General features: G+C 61.5%; 14 protein-coding genes, 1 tRNA gene, 1 pseudogene and 1 other annotated feature. Of the genes and pseudogenes, 11 read left to right on the top strand and 5 right to left on the bottom strand.

Translation table 11 applies throughout. The features are described 5' to 3' along the window. The first annotated feature begins 68 nt into the window (after positions 1-68). Positions 69-881 carry an AadA family aminoglycoside 3''-O-nucleotidyltransferase gene (locus AB3K92_RS12940; RefSeq protein ID WP_369465210.1) on the top strand — a complete coding sequence of 271 codons (813 nt, stop codon included), beginning with the start codon at positions 69-71 and terminating at the stop codon, positions 879-881. Between the two features lie 128 nt (positions 882-1009). On the opposite strand, the gene AB3K92_RS12945 is transcribed toward AB3K92_RS12940, so the two are convergent. From AB3K92_RS12945 to AB3K92_RS12955, 3 genes are all read right to left on the bottom strand, one after another. Continuing rightward, entirely contained in the window at positions 1010-1483 is a 474-nt protein-coding gene (locus tag AB3K92_RS12945; protein ID WP_042977429.1) for a VOC family protein, read from the bottom strand. Between the two features lie 386 nt (positions 1484-1869). After that, a complete protein-coding gene (locus AB3K92_RS12950) occupies positions 1870-3033 on the bottom strand; it encodes a porin (RefSeq protein ID WP_021162863.1) in 1164 nt (387 codons plus the stop codon). Between the two features lie 403 nt (positions 3034-3436). Beyond that, positions 3437-4369: a YihY/virulence factor BrkB family protein gene (locus tag AB3K92_RS12955; protein ID WP_060155493.1), complete on the bottom strand. Its 933-nt coding sequence runs from the start codon at positions 4367-4369 to the stop codon at positions 3437-3439. A 143-nt stretch (positions 4370-4512) separates the two neighbouring features. Between AB3K92_RS12955 and fdnG the strand changes: the two genes are divergently transcribed. The 7 genes from fdnG (at position 4513) to AB3K92_RS12990 (ending at position 13740) form a co-directional block, all read left to right on the top strand. Next, positions 4513-7584, top strand: coding sequence for a formate dehydrogenase-N subunit alpha (gene fdnG, locus AB3K92_RS12960; RefSeq protein WP_081056026.1), 3072 nt, complete (start codon positions 4513-4515; stop codon positions 7582-7584). A gap of 10 nt (positions 7585-7594) precedes the next feature. After that, on the top strand, positions 7595-8509 hold the full coding sequence (gene fdxH / locus AB3K92_RS12965) for a formate dehydrogenase subunit beta (protein WP_021162865.1): 915 nt from the start codon (positions 7595-7597) through the stop codon (positions 8507-8509). Next, on the top strand, positions 8506-9132 hold the full coding sequence (locus AB3K92_RS12970) for a formate dehydrogenase subunit gamma (protein WP_226202020.1): 627 nt from the start codon (positions 8506-8508) through the stop codon (positions 9130-9132). The genes fdxH and AB3K92_RS12970 overlap by 4 nt, the downstream gene beginning before the upstream one ends. A gap of 109 nt (positions 9133-9241) precedes the next feature. Beyond that, a complete protein-coding gene (gene fdhE / locus AB3K92_RS12975; protein WP_369465211.1) occupies positions 9242-10177 on the top strand; it encodes a formate dehydrogenase accessory protein FdhE in 936 nt (311 codons plus the stop codon). A 73-nt stretch (positions 10178-10250) separates the two neighbouring features. Then, positions 10251-11690, top strand: coding sequence for an L-seryl-tRNA(Sec) selenium transferase (gene selA, locus AB3K92_RS12980; RefSeq protein ID WP_369465212.1), 1440 nt, complete (start codon positions 10251-10253; stop codon positions 11688-11690). Then, positions 11687-13612 (top strand): selenocysteine-specific translation elongation factor, encoded by a 1926-nt coding sequence (gene selB / locus AB3K92_RS12985; protein WP_369465213.1) that lies wholly within the window; start codon positions 11687-11689, stop codon positions 13610-13612. Before selA ends, selB begins: the two co-directional genes overlap by 4 nt. A gap of 32 nt (positions 13613-13644) precedes the next feature. Further along, positions 13645-13740, top strand: a tRNA-Sec gene (locus AB3K92_RS12990). A gap of 87 nt (positions 13741-13827) precedes the next feature. Here AB3K92_RS12990 and AB3K92_RS12995 read toward each other — a convergent pair. Then, the gene (locus tag AB3K92_RS12995; protein ID WP_369465789.1) at positions 13828-14106 is read right to left on the bottom strand and encodes a tyrosine-type recombinase/integrase; all 279 of its coding nucleotides are present in this window, start codon (positions 14104-14106) and stop codon (positions 13828-13830) included. Positions 14107-14795: 689 nt separating this feature from the next. Further along, positions 14796-16033 (bottom strand): annotated as a pseudogene (locus tag AB3K92_RS13000) (IS3 family transposase). Continuing rightward, positions 15636-15752: a sequence feature (AL1L pseudoknot), on the bottom strand. Its footprint overlaps the pseudogene before it by 117 nt. Positions 16034-16134: 101 nt before the next feature. Between AB3K92_RS13000 and AB3K92_RS13005 the strand changes: the two are divergent. From AB3K92_RS13005 to AB3K92_RS13015, 3 genes are all read left to right on the top strand, one after another. Further along, positions 16135-16563 carry a hypothetical protein gene (locus AB3K92_RS13005; protein WP_257250462.1) on the top strand — a complete coding sequence of 143 codons (429 nt, stop codon included), beginning with the start codon at positions 16135-16137 and terminating at the stop codon, positions 16561-16563. A gap of 732 nt (positions 16564-17295) precedes the next feature. Next, a complete protein-coding gene (locus tag AB3K92_RS13010; RefSeq protein ID WP_369465214.1) occupies positions 17296-20664 on the top strand; it encodes a beta strand repeat-containing protein in 3369 nt (1122 codons plus the stop codon). 87 nt (positions 20665-20751) lie between these two features. Continuing rightward, positions 20752-21567, top strand: coding sequence for a sulfotransferase (locus AB3K92_RS13015; RefSeq protein ID WP_257250464.1), 816 nt, complete (start codon positions 20752-20754; stop codon positions 21565-21567). Positions 21568-21591 lie beyond the last annotated feature (24 nt).

Below are 21591 nucleotides of genomic sequence, written 5' to 3' on the forward strand. Positions count from 1 at the left end.
ACTCACAGGGGCTCGCGCTCGCCGCGCCGGTTGCGCGTGTTGCGTACGCTTCGCGAGACACACGCATCGTGACTGAAACCATTCCCGACGAAATCGCGGCGCAGGTCGCCGCCGCATGCGACACGATCGAGCGGCATCTCGGCGCGACGCTGAACGCGATCCACCTGTTCGGCTCGGCGCTCGACGGCGGACTGAAACCGCGCAGCGACATCGACCTGCTGGCGACGGTGTCGGCCCGGCCCGACGAGCCGACGCGGCGTGCGCTGATGCTCGGCCTGCTCGCCGTGTCGGCGCCGCCCGGCCGCGCAGGCGGCATGCGCGCACTGGAAGTGACCGTCGTCGCGCACGACGAAATCGTGCCGTGGCGTCATCCGGCGCGGCGCGAACTGCAGTTCGGCGAGTGGCTGCGTCACGATCTCGAAGCCGGCATCGTCGAGCCGGCGCTCGTCGATCACGATCTGGCGATCCTGTTGACGAAGGTGCGGCAGCACAGTGTCGCGCTGGCCGGCCCGCCGGCTGCTGCGTTGCTCGAGCCGGTGCCCGAGGGGGATTTTGTCGCCGCGTTGCTGGCGACCGTCGCGCAGTGGCATGCCGAACCGGGCTGGCGCGGCGACGAGTGCAACGTGGTGCTCGCGCTCGCGCGCATCTGGTACAGCGCCGCGACCGGCAGGATCGCGCCCAAGGACGTCGCGGCGACATGGGCGCTGGCGCGTCTGCCGGAAACGTACCGTCCGGTTGTGGCGGCGGCGCGCGCCGCCTATCTCGGCGAAGAGGAAGACACGGCGATCCTGTCGGGCGAACCCCTCGCCGCATTCATCGGCTACGCGCGGCGAACGGTCGAATCGATGCTGTCGACGTCGCCGCAGATGCCGCGAACGTAGCCGGCTTGCGGGCGAGGCCGACGAGGAGCATGGGCGTTTGCGACGCTGTCGCACGCGCATGCCGTCGAGCCGGACGCCGGTCCGGCGACCCGGCGCATCACTCGCACGCGCTTATGCGACAGGCATCGTCAGCCGGCCGTACCGGCAAAGGCGGCTTTCAGCGCGGCGTCGTCGAGCTTGACCATCTGCATCATCGCGGCGGCCACGCGCGTGGCCTTGACGGTGTCGCGGTCGGACATCATCGGGATCAGCGCTTCCGGAACGATCTGCCACGAGACGCCGTAGCGGTCTCGCAGCCAGCCGCAGGCGTCGGCCGTGCCGCCGTTGTCGAGCAGGGCGTTCCAGTAGCGGTCGAGTTCCGCCTGGTCGGCGCAGCTGACCAGCAGCGAGATCGCGTGGTTGAACGTGTCGGTGCGCGGGTGGCTCATCGCGAAGAACGGCTGCCCGAACAGCTCGAACTCGACCATGCGTGTGCCGTCGGTGCCGGGCACCGCCGTGACGCGCACGATGCGCGAATCCGGAAAGATGCCTGCATAGAAGGCCGCTGCTTCTTCGGCTTCCGTCGAATACCAGAGGAAAGGCGTGATCTTCTGAATCGTCATGACGAGTCTCCTGTCTGTATGGGGCAGCGGCAAACCGTGTGCCGCCATCCACACGACGGGCGACGGTTGCCGAAATCGACACGCTGCGGCACATCGCGATCGCACCGGACGAGCGGCGCCGGCAATGCGGATGGTAGCCGCTCGGCGGACGGATGGCGACCGGCGCGACGATCCGCAAACGGCGTTCCCGGCGCTTTACGGCCGCCAGGCGCCGCTGAGGGCCGGTCGGTGTGCGCGTGGGTTCGGGTCCGGGCCGCCGGCCCGTGCGAGGGCTGCCGGCGCATCGGAGACGGACGAAAAAAAACCAGCCGCGGCCGAAACCGGGGCTGGCTTTCCAGGTCGGCGGCAAGGCGTCGGAGACGCCGTGCACGCCGGATACTTCGTTTTTAGAACTTGTGGCGCAGGCCGAGTGCGACCAGCTCTTGCGAGCTCTTGCCGGCGATACCGTACGAGCCGATCGACGCTTGCGCATCGGTGCCGTCCGCGTTCTTGCCGCTTGCGTGCTGATACGCGCCAACCAGGTAGACGTCCGTGCGCTTCGACAGCGAGTAATCGGCGCCCAGCGAAACCTGATGGTACTTGCCGTTGTTGTCGCCGTTGCCCTTCGTGTAGATGTAGCCGAGGCCGAGCAGCAGCGGTGCCGATGCCTGATACGTGACGAACGCGCGACCCGTGTTGTACTTCTGGTTCGTGCCGAACGCCGAGTTGCCGTCTGCCTTGTATTGCGCGTTGCTGTAACCGGCGCCGACCGTCACCGGGCCGAATGCGTACTGGCCAGCCACTTGCGCGATGCCGATCGACGTCGACGACGTGAACGCGTTGTTGATGAAGGTCGTGCCCGAATCGCCGTCGAAGATCGCGTCCGACGAGCCGGCCCAGCCGCTACGCGTGCCGTTGGTGCTGAGTGCCGATGCGTTGTTCGCGTGGAAGTAGCCGGCAGCCAGGCCGAGCGGGCCGTTGTTGTACGCTGCTGCTGCTGCCCACGTCTGACCCTTGCCGGTCGAACCTGCAACTCCGCCGAATGCGTACATCGCTTCGACCTGCAGGCCTGCCCAGACCGGCGACGTGTACTTCACTGCGTTGCTGACGCGCAGGCTGTTGTCGTTGTTGTCGACGTCGCCCGGCGTGGCGAACACGCTGCCGAAATAGTTGTCAGCCGTGACTGCCTGAACCAGGTCGACGAGCGGGTCATACTGACGGCCGAGCGTGACCGTACCGTACTGGTCGCTCTGCAGGCCGACGAATGCCTGGCGGCCGAACATGCGACCACCCTGGCCCAGTGCGCCCGATGCCGAGTTGAAGCCGTTTTCCAACTGGAAGATCGCCTTCAGGCCGCCACCGAGGTCCTCGGAACCCTTCAGGCCGAAACGGCTGCCTTGCAGGTTGCCGCTACCCATCGACCACGAATTGTTGCCTTGACCTGCGTTACCGTGAACATAGGTGATCGACGTGTCGATCACGCCGTACAGCGTCACGCTCGACTGTGCCTGAGCAGCGCCGGCGGCGCCCAGCAGGGCGAGCGAGAGGGTCGAGAGAGCAAGTTTCTTCATCGTTGAGTTTCTCCACGCAAGTGATTCATCGTTATTTGTTGCGGATTGGAGAATAGCTCAGTGCCATAGACGCAAGAAAGCCTAAAAAATAAAGTGTCTCGAAAAGGTAACAGCGCGAAAAAGTCCATATAGATCAAGCACATCAACGACTGTTCTCATTTTTGAAATAGTTGACAATTGCTGCGGCGCGATTGTTTCAAAAGTTGATGCGCATTGCGGCAGACAGCCTGTTTCGGCCCGTTGGCGGGCAGAAATGGAGGCATGCAAACGTTTGCGGTTGCGACAACGAAGCCGAGGCGTGCAAAGGACGTATCAACGTCGCGCGAATGCGCGGCGGACTACGTGGTTGCAGGAAGGCAGACGGGTGTGCGGGGTCGGGCCGCTACGTTGCTAACAGCGTGAATCAGTCGTCGCGCATGCGATCGACGGGCCGGTCGGCTTGAGCGGGCGCGGCCGGTGCGGTACCGGCGAGACGATGCGCGTTGCCGCGGGCCGCCGCGAATTCCGCGCCGAGCAGCAGCACGATCGCGGAGAAGTACAGCCACATCAGCAGGACCGCGAACGATCCGGCCGCGCCGAATGCACTGGCGGTGCCCGCGTGCGCGAGGTACAGCGCGAACAGTTTCTTGCCGCCCGAGAACAGGATCGCGGACACGATGCCGCCGATCGCGGCGTCGCGCCACGCGACGCGCGCATCGGGCAGGAACTTCATCAGCGATGCGAACGCGCCCGCGAGCACGGCGATGCCGACGAAGAACTGCACGAGGTTCGTGACGACCACGTACGGCGAATTGCCCAGCAGCCAGGTGCCGACGAACGTGATCGCGGTGTCGAGCACCAGCGACACGATCAGCAGGAACGCGACGCCGAGCACGAGCCCGAACGAGATCAGCCGCACGCGCACGAGCCCGAGCATGCTCGACCAGCGGTTCTCAGTGGCCGGCCAGATCACGCTGAGCGCGGCGCTGAGCGACGCGAAGGTGGCCGACGCGCCGATGGCCAGCGCGGCGAACGAGATCAGGGTCGCGAGGCCGCCGCGCTGGCCCGCGCGGTGCGCGTTCTGCACGATCGTCTGGATGCTGGCCGCCGCGTCGTCGCCGATCAGCTGGTGCGCCTGTTCGAACACCTGGCCGCGCGCGGCATCGTCGCCGTAGAACCAGCCGGCCACGGCAATCACCATCACGAGCATCGGCGCGAGCGAGAACGCGGAGAAGAATGCAATGCCAGCGGCCATCGCGGAGCAACGGTCGGCCGAGAAGCGCTTGAACGCTGTGAGGGCCCAGTTGGCCTGTTGTTGCGCGAGACGGGTGGCTTCGGAGGTGATCTGTCGTTTCATGACGGTTCGGTGGCGCGCGGAACGCGGGTCATCGTTGGTAATCAGACAATTCAGTATTGATCCGAAGATTCGAACATAGTTGCGCGAACTGTCTATAATTCCTTTCAGTTTCCTCACCCCCCACAATAACGCCGAGACCAGCCATGCTCCAAATGTCCCGGCGCCAGTTCCTGAAGGTGACGGCTACGTCGCTTGCCGGATCGAGTCTAGCCCTGATGGGCTTCTCTCCGTCCGAAGCGCTCGCCGAAGTCCGACAGTACAAGCTGGCGCGCACCGTCGAAACGCGCAACACCTGTCCATACTGTTCAGTGGGTTGCGGCATCCTGATGTACAGCCTCGGAGACGGCGCGAAGAACGCGCAGCCGAGCATCATCCACATCGAAGGCGATCCCGACCATCCCGTCAATCGCGGCACGCTGTGCCCGAAGGGCGCGAGCCTGATCGACTTCATCCACAGCCCGAACCGCCTGACGCACCCCGAGTATCGCGCGCCCGGCTCGGACAAGTGGGAACCGATCTCGTGGAACGACGCGCTCGACCGGATCGCGAAGCTGATGAAGGCCGACCGCGACGCGAACTTCGTCGAGACGGCAGAGGACGGCGCGAAGGTCAACCGCTGGCTGACGACGGGCATGCTGGCCGCGTCGGCGGGCAGCAACGAGGTCGGCTACCTGACGCACAAGACGGTTCGCAGTCTCGGGATGCTCGCATTCGACAATCAGGCGCGTGTCTGACATGGCCCGACGGTGGCAGGTCTTGCCCCGACGTTTGGCCGTGGAGCGATGACGAACCATTGGGTCGACATCAAGAACGCGGACGTGATTCTCGTGATGGGCGGCAATGCAGCCGAGGCCCATCCGTGCGGTTTCAAATGGGTAACGGAGGCGAAGGCGCACCGCAAGGCGCGGCTGATCGTCGTCGACCCGCGCTTTACGCGTACGGCCTCGGTGGCCGACTACTACGCGCCGATCCGCACCGGCACCGACATCGTCTTCCTGGGCGGTGTGATCAACTATCTGCTGACGAACGACAAGATCCAGCATGAGTACGTGAAGAACTACACGGACTTCTCGTTCATCGTGCGCGAGGATTTCGCGTTCAACGACGGCATCTATTCCGGCTACGACGCGGAGAAACACGCGTACCCGGACAAATCGAGCTGGGACTACGAGCGCGGCGACGACGGCTTCGTGAAGGTCGACCCGACGCTGCAGCACCCGCGTTGCGTGTACAACCTGCTGAAGCAGCATTACGCGCGCTATACGCAGGACATGGTCCAGCAGGTCTGCGGCACGCCGAAGGAGAAGTTCCTGAAGGTGTGCGAGATGCTCGCGACCACCGCCGTTCCCGGCCGCGCCGGCACGGTGCTGTACGCGCTCGGCTGGACGCACCACTCGATCGGCGCGCAGATCATCCGCACCGGCGCGATGGTGCAGCTGCTGCTCGGCAACATCGGCATCGCCGGCGGCGGGATGAACGCGCTGCGCGGCCACTCGAACATCCAGGGGTTGACCGACCTCGGGCTGATGTCGAACCTGCTGCCGGGCTACATGACGCTGCCGATGCAGGCCGAGCAGGATTTCGACGGCTACATCAAGAAGCGCGTGCAGCAGCCGCTGCGGCCGAACCAGTTGAGCTACTGGAAGAACTACAAGGCCTTCCACGTCAGCTTCATGAAGTCCTGGTGGGGCGACGCGGCGACCGCCGAGAACAACTGGGCCTACGACTACCTGCCGAAGCTGGACAAGCAGTACGACCTGCTGCAGGCGATCGAGCTGATGAATGCCGGCAAGATGAACGGCTACATCTGCCAGGGCTTCAACCCGCTCGCGGCGGCGCCGTCGAAGGTGAAGACGGCGGCGGGGCTCGCGAAGCTCAAGTGGCTCGTGATCATGGATCCGCTCGCGACCGAGACGTCCGAGTTCTGGAAGCATCACGGCGACTACAACGACGTGGACGCGTCGAAGATCCAGACCGAGGTGTTCCGTCTGCCCACCACGTGTTTTGCGGAGGAAAACGGTTCGCTCGTGAGTTCGAGCCGCGTGCTGCAATGGCACTGGAAGGGCGCGGAGCCGCCGGGCGAAGCGCGTAGCGACCTCGAGATCATGTCGGGGCTGTTCCTGCGCATGCGCAAGATGTACCAGACGGACGGCGGCAAGTATCCGGACCCGATCGTCAACCTGACCTGGCCGTACGCGAACCCGGAAAGCCCGACGCCCGAAGAACTCGCGATGGAGTTCAACGGGAAGGCGCTCGCCGACCAGCCCGATCCGAAGGATCCGGCCAAGACGCTCGTGAAGAAAGGCGAGCAGTTGGCCGCGTTCGCGCAGCTGAAGGACGACGGCACGACCGCGAGCGGCTGCTGGATCTTCTGCGGAGCCTGGACGCAGGCCGGCAACCAGATGGGGCGGCGCGACAACTCCGATCCGACCGGCATCGGCCAGACGCTGAACTGGGCGTGGGCCTGGCCGGCGAACCGGCGGATTCTGTACAACCGCGCATCGTGCGACGTGAGCGGCAAGCCGTTCGACCCGACCCGCAAGCTGATCGGCTGGAACGGCAGCGCGTGGAAGGGCGCCGACATCCCCGATTTCAAGGCGGACGAACCACCCGAAAACGGGATGGGGCCGTTCATCATGAATCCGGAAGGCGTCGCGCGCTTCTTCGCGCGTGCGGGGATGAACGAAGGCCCGTTCCCCGAGCACTACGAGCCGTTCGAAACGCCGATCGGCACGAACCCGCTGCACCCGAACAACCCGCTGGCGCTGAACAACCCGGCCGCCCGCGTGTTCCCGGACGACCGGGCGTCGTTCGGCCAGGCACCGGAGTTCCCGCACGCGGCGACCACGTACCGGCTGACCGAGCATTTCCACTACTGGACCAAGCATGCGCGGCTGAACGCGATCATCCAGCCCGAGCAATTCGTCGAGATCGGCGAAGACCTCGCGAAGGAAGTCGGCGTCGTGCATGGCGATCGCGTGAAGGTGTCGTCCAAGCGCGGCTACATCATCGCGGTCGCCCTCGTCACGAAGCGGATCAAGCCGCTGATGGTCGACGGCAAGAAGGTCCAGACGGTCGGTGTCCCGTTGCACTGGGGCTTCAAGGGTGTGACGAAGCCCGGCTATCTCGCGAATACCCTGACTCCGTCCGTGGGTGACGGCAACTCCTATACACCGGAATTCAAGTCGTTCCTGGTGAAGGTCGAAAAGGCGTAAGGGGAAAGAGATGGCATTGCAATCGCTGGATATCAAGCGCGTCTCGGCCACCACGACGCCACCGCCCACGGTGCGCGAACCGGTGACCGGGAGCGTCGCGAAGCTGATCGACGTATCGAAGTGCATCGGCTGCAAGGCATGCCAGACGGCATGCATGGAGTGGAACGACCTGCGCGACGAAGTCGGCACCAACGTCGGCGTGTACGACAACCCGGCCGACCTCTCCGAGCACTCGTGGACGGTGATGCGGTTCGCCGAATACGAGAACCCGGCGGGCGACCTCGAGTGGCTGATCCGCAAGGACGGCTGCATGCACTGCGAGGATCCGGGCTGCCTGAAGGCGTGCCCGTCGCCGGGCGCGATCGTGCAGTACAACAACGGGATCGTCGATTTCCACGAGGAGAACTGCATCGGTTGCGGCTATTGCGTGACCGGCTGCCCGTTCAACGTCCCGCGGATCTCGAAGAAGGATCATCGCGCGTACAAGTGCACGCTCTGTTCCGACCGCGTCGCGGTCGGCCAGGAACCGGCCTGCGTGAAGACCTGCCCGACGGGCGCGATCGTGTTCGGCACCAAGGAGGACATGAAGCAGCACGCGGCCGAGCGGATCGAGGACCTGAAGGAGCGCGGCTTCGAGCATGCGGGGCTGTACGACCCGCAGGGCGTCGGCGGCACGCACGTGATGTACGTGCTGCACCATGCCGATAAACCGTCGCTGTACCACGGGCTGCCCGACAACCCGTCGATCAGCCCGATGGTGAAGCTGTGGAAGGGCATCGCGAAACCGCTCGCGGTCGCGGGCCTCGCGCTGACCGCGCTGGCCGGGTTCTTCCACTACACGCGGGTCGGTCCGAACGAGGTCACCGACGACGAGGAAGCCGCCGCCCGCGACGAGGCGCGACGCATCAAGGAGGACGCGAAATGAACCACGACGACCCCAACCTGATCGTCCGCTACACGCCGAACGAGCGCACGAACCACTGGATCACCGCGATCACGTTCGTGCTGCTCGCGCTGTCCGGGCTCGCGCTGTTTCATCCGTCGATGTTCTGGCTGACCGCGCTGTTCGGCGGCGGCCAGTGGACGCGGATCCTGCATCCGTTCGCCGGCCTCGTGATGTTCGTGTCGTTCGCGATCCTGGTCGTGCGCTTCTGGCACCACAACGCGCTCGATGCGGACGATCGCCAATGGCTGAGGCAGATCGGCGACGTGCTGACCAACCAGGAGGACAAGCTGCCGCCCGTCGGGCGCTATAACGCCGGGCAGAAGCTGCTATTCTTCACGCTGGTGGCGTGCCTGTTGCTGCTCCTGCTGTCGGGAGTCGTGATCTGGCGGCGTTACTTCTCGTTCTACTTCCCGATCGGGGTGATCCGCGCGGCCGCTGTCGTGCATGCCGTGGCGGCCTTCGTGCTGATCGCGAGCATCATCGTGCACATTTACGCGGCGTTGTGGGTGAAGGGCTCGATCGGCGCGATGGTGCGCGGCACCGTCACGCTGGGCTGGGCTCGCAAGCATCACCCGAAGTGGTTCCGTGAAAGCGTGAAATAACGCACCGGAGCGGGGCGGCTCGCCGATCGCGGCGGGGCGTTCCGTTCCTTCGCCGGAACCGCCCGAAAGCGCCGATGCGTCGGCGCTTGTTTATTTGGAAGACATTTTTGTGACACAACGCATCCTCGAACCGACCGAGATCTCGACACTCGATCATTCGGCCATCCCGCGCTTTCGCCTGCCGGAGCGCGCCACCGCGTTCTCGGCGCGCGCCGCGCGGCTGCGCAAGCTGGCCGACCTGAACCCGATCAGCGGCTACCTGCGGCTGATGGCCACCGTCGCCGATGCGCAGCACGCGACACTGCAGGCGCTGGAACTGCCGCTGCCGTCGAAGGAAGCGATCGCGCTTGCACAGCAGCATTCGATGCCGCTCATACCGGCGCTCGACGGCGAGCGCAACCCGCAATGGCGTGCCGTGCTGTACGAACTGCTCGACCGCGTCGAAGGCGCCGGGCTCGTCAACCCGCAGCTCGCGAAGCTGCTCGACCGGCTGCGCCTGATGGCGCCCGCCGAACTCGACGCGCAGGCCGACGCGATCCTCGCGCTGCGCTTCGCCGAAGTCGATCCGGCCACCGCGCCGTTCCTGATGGCCGCGCTGCAGGTCGTCTGGACGGATCTCGCAAGCTGCGTTGCGCCGGCCGACGTCCCGTATCTCGACCAGCCGGGGCTGTGCCCCGTGTGCGGCACGCACCCGGTCGCGAGCGTCGTGCGGGTCGGCGGGCAGTACCAGGGCTACCGTTTCCTGCAGTGCGGGCTGTGCACGACCGAGTGGCACATGGTGCGCACGAAGTGCTCGCACTGCGATTCGACGAAAGGCATCGCGTATCACGGGATCGAGGGCGGTAGCGAATCCGTCAAGGCCGAATCGTGCGACGAGTGCAAGACCTATCGCAAGATCGGTTATCAGGACAAGGACTACGAGTTCGAGCCGCTGGCGGACGATCTCGCGAGCCTCACGCTCGACCTGCTGATGAACGAGGCCGGTTACCAGCGCAGTTCGCCGAACCCGCTGCTGTGGCCGGACGTCGCGCAGGAAGCGGATTGACGACATCGGCCGGGGCGGCGCGCGAGCGCCGGCGCCGGCCGACTGCGAAGCATGAGACTGGAGCCACCACGACGTGACCGAACCCGGTTTGAATGAACTGAATGCCGTGCTGGCGCGTGTGCCGTCGGTCGAGCGCGTGCTGTCGTCGGCGCCGCTGCAACCGCTGCTCGCCGACTACGGCCGCACGCGCGTGCTGAACGCCGTGCGCGCGGAGCTCGAACGCTGGCGTACCGCCGCGCAACACGATCCGGCGGGGGCCGAACCGCTCGACGAACCGCGCATCGCCGCGGCCGTCGCGCGCGCGCTGGCCGCGCAGAGCACGGGCGCGGTGCGCACCGTGTTCAACCTGACCGGCACCGTGCTGCACACGAACCTCGGGCGCGCGCTGTTGCCCGACGACGCGGTGCGCGCGGTGGTCGACGCGCTCACGCGCCCCGTCAACCTCGAATTCGACCTCGCCACGGGCCGCCGCGGCGATCGCGACGACCTGATCGACGATCTGCTGTGCGAATTGACGGGCGCGGAAGCCGCGACCGTCGTCAACAACAACGCGGCGGCCGTGCTGCTGGCGCTGTCGGCGCTGGCGACGAAGCGGGAAGTCGTCGTGTCGCGCGGCGAGCTGGTCGAGATCGGCGGCGCATTCCGCATCCCCGACATCATGAGCCGCGCGGGCGCCAGGCTGCGCGAAGTCGGCACGACCAACCGCACCCATCTGCGCGACTACGCGGAGGCAATCGGCCCGCGCACCGCGCTGCTGATGAAGGTGCACTGCAGCAACTACGCGATCAGCGGCTTCACGAAGGAGACGTCGCTCGCCGAACTCGCGCCGCTCGCGCGCGAGTACGGGCTGCCGGTCGCCGTCGATCTCGGCAGCGGCACGCTCGCCGACCTGACGCAATGGGGCCTGCCGCACGAGACGACCGTGCAGGAAACCATCGCCGCCGGCGCAAACGTTGTCACGTTCAGCGGCGACAAGCTGCTTGGCGGGCCGCAGGCCGGCCTGATCGTCGGCGATCGCGCGCTGATCGCGAAGATCAAGAAACATCCGCTCAAGCGCGCGCTGCGCGTCGGCAAGCTGACGCTCGCGGCGCTCGAACCCGTGCTGCGCCTCTACCAGTCTCCCGAGTTCCTGCGCGACCGGCTCACGACACTGCGCCTGCTGACGCGCCCGCACGGCGAGATCGCCGAGGCCGCCGAACGCGTGCGTCCGGCGCTGCAGGCCGCGCTAGGCGGCGGTTTCGACGTAGCGGTCGAGCCGATGTTCAGCCAGATCGGCAGCGGTGCGCTGCCGGTCGACCAGCTGCCGAGCGCCGGGCTCGTCGTGCGCACGGCGGACGGCAAGCGCGGCGGCCGCGCGCTCGCGCAGCTCGAGAAGCGGCTGCGCGAATGGCCGCGCCCGGTGATCGGCCGCGTGGCCGACAACGCGCTGCGGCTCGACCTGCGCTGCCTCGAAGCGGCCGACGAGGCGGCGTTCGTCGCGCAATGCGTGCCGCTCGCGGGGCCCGCTGCATGATCGTCGGTACCGCCGGACACATCGACCACGGCAAGACGACGCTGGTGCGCGCGCTGACGGGCGTCGATACCGACCGCCTGAAGGAAGAGAAGGCGCGCGGCATCTCGATCGAACTCGGTTATGCGTATACGCCGCTCGACAACGGCGACGTGCTCGGCCTGATCGACGTGCCGGGCCACGAGAAGCTGATTCACACGATGGCGGCCGGCGCATGCGGGATCGACTTCGCGCTGCTCGTGATTGCCGCCGACGACGGCGTGATGCCGCAGACGCGCGAGCATCTCGCGATCCTGCAACTGCTCGGCGTCACGCATGGCGCCGTCGCGCTGACGAAGTGCGATCGCGTCGACGCCGCGCGTGTGGCCGAGGTGCGCGACGAGATCGCCGCGTGGCTGAACGATTCGACGCTGGCCGGCGTGCCGATCTTCGAAACGCGGGCGACGGCCGTGGACGATCCGGGTGTCGCCGCGTTGAAGCGTCACCTGGCGGACGCGGCGATCGCGTGGCGCGCACGCCGCGACGACGGGCTGTTCCGGCTCGCGGTCGATCGTGTGTTTACGCTCTCGGGGCAGGGCACCGTCGTGACGGGCACCGCGTTCGCGGGCCGCGTCGCGACCGGCGATACGCTCGCGATCGTGCGCACGGGCGGTGCGGCGCGCGTGCGCAGCATCCATGCGCAGAACCGGCCGGTCGAGGCCGGCCGCGCGGGCGAGCGTTGCGCACTGAACCTGGCCGGGGTCGACAAGGCCGATGTCGAGCGCGGCGATACCGTGGCCGATGCGCGGCTCGTCGCGACGTCGCCGCGTCTCGACGTCGAACTGACGCTGCTCGCGGATGCGGGGCTGACGCTCACGCACTGGGCACCGCTGCACGTGCATCTCGGCACGCTGCATCGCGTCGCGCATGTCGCGCTGCTCGACGGCGATACGCTTGCGGCCGGCCAGCGGATGCGCGTGCAGCTGGTATTCGACGAACCGGTGTTTGCGTTGCCGGGCGACCGGTTCATCGTCCGCAATCCGCAGGCGACGCGCACGGTCGGCGGCGGCCGCGTGCTCGACCCGTTCGGGCCGGCGCGCAAGCGTCGCACGCCGCAGCGCCGCGCGTGGCTCGACGCGCTGGCCGAATGGCTCGACGCCGGGCGTCTCGATGCGCTGCTCGCGCAGGCGCCGCTCGGCGTCCCGCGCGCGATGCTCACGCATCTGACGGGTTTTGCGCCGAACGCGCTGGTTTTGCCGGATGACGCGCTGGCGATCGGGCAGCGCGACGCCGCGTCGAATGACGGAGCGGTGATTGCGCATGCGCACTGGCGTGCGCTGCAGACGCGGGCGATCGATGCGCTGCGCGCGTATCACGAGCGCATGCCCGACGAGCAGGGGCTCGACGCCGCGCGGCTGCGGCGGATGGCGGCGCCGCTCGCCGGCGATGCGCTGTGGCGCGCGCTCGTCGATGCGCTGGTGACCGGCGGCGAAGTGGCGCGAAGCGGGCCGTGGCTGCACCTGCCGTTGCATTCGGTGAGCCTCGAGCCGCGTGAAGAAGCGTTGGCGCAGCAACTGCTGCCGCAGATTCATGCGGGGCGCTTCGATCCGCCGTGGGTGCGCGACCTGGCCCGCGACACGGGGGCGGCCGAGGACGCGGTGCGTACCGTGCTGCGCAAGCTCGCACGGCGCGGCGACGTGCACCAGGTCGTGCGCGACCTGTTCTATCACGCGGACGTCGTGCGCGAACTCGCGGAACTGGTTGCGCATCTCGCGCCGTCGCGCGACGGCGGGCTCGATGCCGCGACGTTCCGCGACGCGACGGGGCTCGGCCGCAAGCGTGCGATCCAGATTCTCGAGTTCTTCGATCGGGTTGGGTATACTCGCTTCCACCGCGATCGTCACTTCCTGCGGCCTGACAGCGGTTGGGCGGGTATTCAGGCGTAGGCGCTCGTTGTTCTTTGTTTTTTTCCCACGACGGAAGGCATTCGTATCCGGTGGTACGGCCGGGCTTCAAACCCGGTTGGGGGTGTCAGACACTCCCGGGTAGGTTCGACTCCTGCTGCCTTCCGCCACAAAGGTTTCGGGCGATTTGGGCTGTTCCAAACGGGGCGCCCTTACGCTACGGGTGTGGGTTTTTCTACCCGATTCGTGCAACTGGATCACGATCGTCCGATCTTCTTGACGGCTTCTGCGAGGCGGTCGGTCACCAGGTGAGCGTATCGCCTGGTCGACGTAGTCGTCTTGTGTCCCAGTACCCCAGCGACGGTATAGAGGTCGATGCCGGCGTTGATCATTTCTGATGCGACGCTATGGCGGAGATCGTGAAACCTCACCCCCAAGTGGCCTGACTTCCGGCGAGCCTTAATCCACTCGTCCTTGATTTTCCATGCTGGCTCAGTGAATTCGCACGCATCAATCCGGCGAACCGAATCGACCAGTCGTACAGGTTAAGCGCATCCTGATCTTCATACTCGGGGGCGTACTTTGTTAAGACCCCGTAGCCTACCCTTGAGGTCTTTCCATTCTGAACCCGTGTCAGTAACGTGGATTCGGACGCATTCGCCAATCGTTACGATCGGTTTGCGTGCTCCCGTGGCAATTGCGTATACCTCGACGTCCCATTTACGGCCCAAATCGTCAGCTTCGCGCGCAGAAAGTCCTGCAGGGATGAGTTTTGTTTTTCGGATACGTACGTCTTCGATGACGCGCTCGAACGTTCAGCGGAACCACCGGTGGCCTCCTTCGCACTCACGCGCTTGCCTTTGGATAGGTCCATGCTAGGATCCGTCCTGTCTCAAAAGGTGCGTTGAAGCAATACAGAACAAATTTGTGATGCGTGGGTACGAGATGAACTGCGAGCCGCGTGTGATGGAAGACGGCATGTTTGCCATCCAGGTCGAAGTGACCAAGAACTTCTCAGTAGAGTAGCCTTGCCGCTACGAATAACATGAATCGAATGTCCTCGCGGGTCATGTCCATTGCATTCAAATTCGATATGGGTGTCGCACCTCATGCAGCCCGGCTCTTATGTTTCGTGCCCGGTCTCGCATTGATTATCCCGAGGATTGCATACGCGTGCGGTGACGGTAGCTGTGAACCGCACCGGGAATCGTGGAGGCTGGTTGGTTTAAGTTAATGCAGACACGTCAGCGGCATTTCTGAGTTGCCCGTAGTAGTTTGCCTCAGCTTCAGCAGGCGGGATATAGCCGAGCGGTTCCATCAGCCGATGATGGTTGTACCAGGCGACCCATTCCAGCGTTGCCAGTTCGACGGATTCCCTTGTTTTCCAAGGGGCGCGCCGATGAATCAGTTCCGTCTTGTACAGGCCGTTGATCGTTTCGGCCAGTGCATTGTCGTAGCTGTCGCCCCGGCTGCCGACCGACGGCTCGATGCCGGCCTCAGCCAGCCGTTCGCTGTAGCGAATGCTGACGTATTGGGCCCCTCTATCGGAGTGGTGTATCAAAGTCCCGTCCTCGCCCGGTTGGCGGGCGTACAGCGCTTGTTCAAGTGCATCCAGAACAAAGTCCGTGGTCATCGACGAGCTGACGCGCCAGCCAACAATACGGCGGGCGAACACGTCGATCACGAATGCCACGTACAGCCAGCCTTGCCATGTCGAGACATACGTAAAATCCGACACCCAGAGCTGATTCGGTCGGTCAGCCTTGAACTGCCGGTTGACTCGGTCCAGCGGGCGCGGCGCGCTCACATCGGCAATCGTTGTGCGAACACGCTTACCGCGAACTGCGCCACGCAAGCCCTGCAGCTTCATCAACCGTCCGACCGTGCAGCGTGCCACCGCAATGCCTTCCCGGTTCATCTGCTTCCAGACCTTCGGCACGCCATAGACCTGCATGTTGGCCTACCAGACACGCTTGATCTCCGGTTGCAAAAGCTCATCGCGTTTCGCGCGGGCGCAGCGTTTCGACGGATCGCGAAGTTGTGCTGCATGGCGCCGGTAGCCCGACGGGGCAATCCGCAAGACCTTGCAGATCGGCTCGACCCCGAAGGTGTCGCGATGCTGATCAATGAAGGCCTTCAGGACTTGAAACGGCGGTCGAGCTCCGCCTGGGCGAAAAATGCGCTCGCCAGTTTGAGAATCTCGTTGGTCCGGCGCAGTTCCTTGACCTCGCGCTCCAAGGCTTTGATGCGTTCACGCTCGGCCGTACTCACGCCATCGCGCTCTCCACGGTCGACCTCGTCGCGCTTAACCCAATCCAACAGCGTCTGCGGCGTGCAGCCGATCATTGGCGCAATCGATTCGACGGCCGCCCACATCGACGGGTGCTCGCTACGCTGCTCGCGTACCAGGCGCACTGCGCGCTCTCGGACTTCCGGGGAAAACTTGCTTGACTTCTTGTTCATGGCTCCATTCTCTCAAGAGTTGGAGCCTCCACAAAACTCGGGGCGGTTCAATGCGAGTCTGAAGTCCAAGCTCGATCGCCGAGCGGCTGCGAGACGAGGGAATGGGCAATGATCTTCCTCTGCGCTGTCTTCTGGCTTGTCATCGCTCCGGCCGTTTTGATCCTCGTTGGCATCGCCTGGCTTTGGTGTGGGCTGAAGCTACTGGGTCATATGCTCGGGCGGTGAACTGCCTGATTGCTCTCGCTACGGCGAGAGTTTTTTATCTTGTAGGTGTTTGTTACTCCCGCTCGACAGAGATTTTCGAGTCGAATTGCCAGCACATAGGTGCCACGGTGCGCATTCGTCGATCCGCCAAGCTCAGTGTTGATGAGCCGTCGGTATGCCCCCAAGACTCCTTGGTATTTGCCGTTCCGAATTTATTTTCAGAGATTCTGATGCTCGAAATCTCAAAGCTTCTGGCAAGCATATGCGAATTGGATTCGGCTATTGAATTGATAATTTCATGTTATTCACCAGAACTCACGAAATAATAAAAAAAATATTTGACAATAAGTGAGCTGCGCTGCGTCACCGCCCCGCGCATTCTTTCAAATATAATTCAAAAACTCGACGTATATCTATCTGAAATATTCGGTAATGTAAGTATTGCGAGAGGTATCTTGCAACCGCGTTGCCATTGTCGATGTCGACTGGTAAATTGGTTGGGCGAGTGATGTTATTCTGTAATAATTTGCATGTCGCCCGGAATCTCGAAATAAAATTTACGAATTATTGAAATTGTAATGCATCGAATTTGGTGGTGGTAAGCAATAAATTTATAAGATTGGGCTGATGATTTGAATTTTATCTTGATTTTTGTGATTAATCATTGGGCGGCACATCCTTAAATTGTGAGGTGTGGGTTGATTGAAAGAAGAAAATTGATCTCGAGAAAAATCAAGCTTATTTTGCTTTCAATGGTATCTGTTGCACTTATCGAGATACTGTTGTTTATGCAGTGCGAAAGGGTTGAGGGGGTATTTAAGTATTTGGCGAAAATTAATACGCTAATTCTGCTTGTCTATCCAGCGGCGCTTGCCGCGTCATTGATTTTTACAACAATCTCCTATTTCGATAATTTCAAGCAAAAAACAATGGAGGGTGAGGTGTTGTCGAGAAAATTGGCGATGTCTTACCTAATTATATTTGCTGTAATAATTTGCTTTTCAAGATTGATATCGGTTTCGATGTGTGTTGGATAATAATCAAAGTGAGAGTAAATAATGACCTCTGTAACAGTTGCTGGCTATACGATATCCGGACTTGATAACGCTGCGGGTGTACAGAGCGCAGCGCAGGCGTATCAAAATAATCCAGGTAATGCGACCCTCGTATCTTACCAAGCTGCTTTGGCGAGCGCTGCCGCTGCCGCAACCTCTCTTATACCAGGGGAGGGCGCCGCTTTCGCAGGAAATTCAATTATTGCAAATATTGCCAACATCACAACGAACGGTGCTTCGATGAGCGCCAACAGCTTGGCAAGTGCATTCGCCTCAATTGCTGGGAATATTGCGACTATGGCAGGTCAGGGGGTTGAATTTTTAGGGCTCACCGGGTCAAGCATAAATCCAATTTTTGGTGGTGGTGCTTTTACGCTGGGTGAACTAATTAATGCAGTGGGCTTTATCGCATCTGCGGTCGGAGCTGGGATAGATTCCACGACTATCGCCGATGTAATATCTCAAAGCTTGCAATCTGCCGGGATGTCACCCGATTCGAGCGGAAACTATAGTCCAACTTCGTTGGGGAGCTCGAATTTTGTTTGTGACTCCTCCAATGCCGCTACTATGTGGAGCATAGTTCAAGGAAATAATGTTGACCAAATTAGTGCAACTCAACAAAATGGGAGTGATGTTGCGACGGTAATTTCAAATGGAACTAATGACGACATCATTGTTTCCCCGGGAGTTGCTGGGTCTAGTTTCAACTTGATTGCCTCGGGAGGCAATAACACCATAACCGGAGTAAACTCGGGGTTCGTATCCGGGGGGGATTATACTGTAGCCGGAAGCCAAAATTCCACCTCTGTCTCTAATAGTACTATAAATATTGGCGCAAATTCAAGCGATATAATCAATGGTTCCGCAGATCACATCAACGTTATCGGATCCGACAGTGCTGTCACGATTGGTGGCAACGGGCAGAGTGCAAGTGTTTCTAACGACAATTACGTTAATTTTGCGAGTGGTACATCGGGGACGGTAACGGTTGAGAGCAATTCCCGTACGGATGTTAGCGGCAGTGGTCTTACTGTCTATGCAAGTGGCAACGAAAGTCTGGGTGTTACGGGTAGCGGAAACACCATTGATGCCACGGGAGTTAATGACGGGATTTGGCTTAACGGAGCGAATGCAGTTGCGAATCTTTCGGGGCAAGGCGACTCGGTCTACGGATCGAATGACACGATTAACGGTCAGGGCAACGATACGTTCACGGTGAACGGATCGAATGATTTTATTGCGAATGGAACGAACAGCTCGACGGTTATTAACGGCAGCAACGATACGTTGGCCTCTCTGGGAAGCGGTAGTGCAGTCAGTGTTCAAGGTCAAGGCGATGCTATCGATGGATCAGGTAGCACGATTTACGGCAAAGACAGCGACTCCATTACCGTGAACGGTTCAGGTGACACGGTCACGGACGGAGCGAACAGCTCGACGGTTATTAACGGCAGCAACGATACGTTGGCCTCTCTGGGAAGTGGTAGTGCAGTCAGTGTTCAAGGTCAAAGCGATGCTATCGATGGATCAGGTAGCACGATTTACGGCAAAGACAGCGACTCCATTACCGTGAACGGTTCAGGTGACACGGTCACGGACGGAGCGAACAGCTCGACGGGTATTAACGGCAGCAACGATACGTTGGCCTCTCTGGGAAGCGGTAGTGCAGTCAGTGTTCAAGGTCAAGGCGATGCTATCGATGGATCAGGTAGCACGATTTACGGCAAAGACAGCGACTCCATTACCGTGAACGGTTCAGGTGACACGGTCACGGACGGAGCGAACAGCTCGACGGTTATTAACGGCAGCAACGATACGTTGGCCTCTCTGGGAAGCGGTAGTGCAGTCAGTGTTCAAGGTCAAGGCGATGCTATCGATGGATCAGGTAGCACGATTTACGGCAAAGACAGCGACTCCATTACCGTGAACGGTTCAGGTGACACGGTCACGGACGGAGCGAACAGCTCGACGGTTATTAACGGCAGCAACGATACGTTGGCCTCTCTGGGAAGTGGTAGTGCAGTCAGTGTTCAAGGTCAAGGCGATGCTATCGATGGATCAGGTAGCACGATTTACGGCAAAGATAGCGACTCCATTACCGTGAACGGTTCAGGTGACACGGTCACGGACGGAGCGAACAGCTCGACGGTTATTAACGGCAGCAACGATACGTTGGCCTCTCTGGGAAGCGGTAGTGCAGTCAGTGTTCAAGGTCAAGGCGATGCTATCGATGGATCAGATAGCACGATTTACGGCAAAGACAGCGACTCCATTACTGTGAACGGTTCAGGCGACACGGTCACGGACGGGGAAAATAGTACTACCATCATTAATGGAAGTAACGATACGCTTTCATATGTTGGCGGTGGAAGTACTATTGACATTTCTGGTCAATATGATCATGTCGATGGCAATAATGACACTGTTAACTTCTCCGGAACAGATACTGGAGATGTAGTAGATGGCACTGACGATACTGGTGCCGGCTGGAGTGGAGTCGACTACGTCGATCAAACTAGCACGGATCCTTTTAGTGGCGGCGGTTACGGCGGTTACTTCGGCGGCTATGGTTTTTCGGGTGATCGAAGTACCGTGCAAAGCAAGCTGGCCAGCGATGTAACCGCCATCGCTCAGTACGACCAAAACCAAGGGAACGCCGCTGCCGCTAACGCTGCCAAGAACGGGTTCGCTCAGGCCGGTGAAATGTCTCGAGATACCGCGACTTCTGCTGGTTCCGGTCCTAACGTGCTCGAAGGTGCCCGGTGGGATGCGACCACCATCACCTGGAACTTCGACAGCGCCAATGGTCCCCAAGACGGACAGTACGAAAAGGAGGTCGAGCAGGCCTTTGCGACGTGGGCGGCTGCTTCTGGACTCAAGTTCCAGGAGGTGTCGAGTAACGCTTCTGCCGACATTTCGATCGATTGGGCTGACCTGAACACAGCCAGCACGGGTGAAGTTGGCTACACGACATTCAAAGCATCTCAAGGCGTCATTGCGTCAGGAGCCAAAATTGAACTCGAGTCCCCGACGCAGGATGCGCTTGCTCATGGCTCGGTCAGCGATCAAATCTACGCCGGGACGGACGCAACCTTCTATCAGACGGCTTTGCACGAAATCGGTCATGCACTCGGCCTTGGGGACAATGCCGATTCGGGTTCGATCATGAACTACGATCTGACCTCGTCCAACCGATCATTGGACCAGACCGATACCAATGCTATCCAAGCTCTCTACGGTTCTTCGGCTCAAACCGCAGCGTTAATTCAAGCGATGGCGGGTCATGCTCCTTCGTCTTCGGCGAGTAGTGCTTCGATCGCTTCTACGGAACAGGCATCGCAGCATGTGCAGTTGATTGCCGGAGCGCACTAGCCAAGTTGTAGCTACCTCACTTCCGCGGGCGATGACGCTCTGTCGCCTGCGGAATTCGAGATTTAAAACTTAAATATAAGATCTCAAATGATCTCAAGGTTACATTTAATTTCGGGGCTGCCACGTTCGGGGTCGACATTGCTCTGCGCATTGCTTCGTCAGAACCCCCGATTTTCCGCTGCGATGACGAGTCCCGTCGCCATGCTATGTGGGGCCGTTCACGGAAAGATGTGCGGCGGAGAGTTCAGTACGTTCTTTGACGACGACAGACGAACGAATATTCTGCGAGGAATATTCGACTCTTACTATCCCGGCGTCACCGACGACCAGGTTGTTTTTGATACCAATCGAACATGGACTGGCCGAGCATCGTTGCTCGCCGCCTTGTATCCTCAGGCGCGCATTATCTGCTGTGTCCGGGAAATCGGATGGATTATCGATAGTGTGGAAGCAATGTTGGCAAAAAATCCACTTCAACTATCGAGGATGTTTAATTTTCAGCCAGGTAGTTCCGTGTATGCGCGCGCAGAATTCTTGATGGAGACGGAACGGGGCTTGATCGGGCATCCATGGAGTACGCTCCGTGAGGCATGGTTTGGCGTAGAGGCAAAGCGCCTTACTCTCGTTTCTTACGATCGATTGGTTCGGGAACCCGAGAAAATCCTGAGATCGCTCTATCGTGAAATAGGCGAGCCGTGGTTCGATCACGACTTCGAAAATGTAGTCTATGACGAGCCGGACTACGATGCTCATCTTGGCATGCCCGGGTTGCACAAAGTGAGGAGCAAGGTCGAGTACCAATCTCGGAAGCCATGTATCCCACCAGACCTTTTCGCAAAATATGCTGGAACGAGCTTCTGGGAGAAACCAGAACTCAATACGCGACAAGTCACGTTGTTATGACTGAGTGCCGAAGTGAACGATTGG

The organism is Burkholderia sp. Bmkn7, assembly GCF_041103175.1.
Lineage (GTDB): Bacteria > Pseudomonadota > Gammaproteobacteria > Burkholderiales > Burkholderiaceae > Burkholderia > Burkholderia cepacia.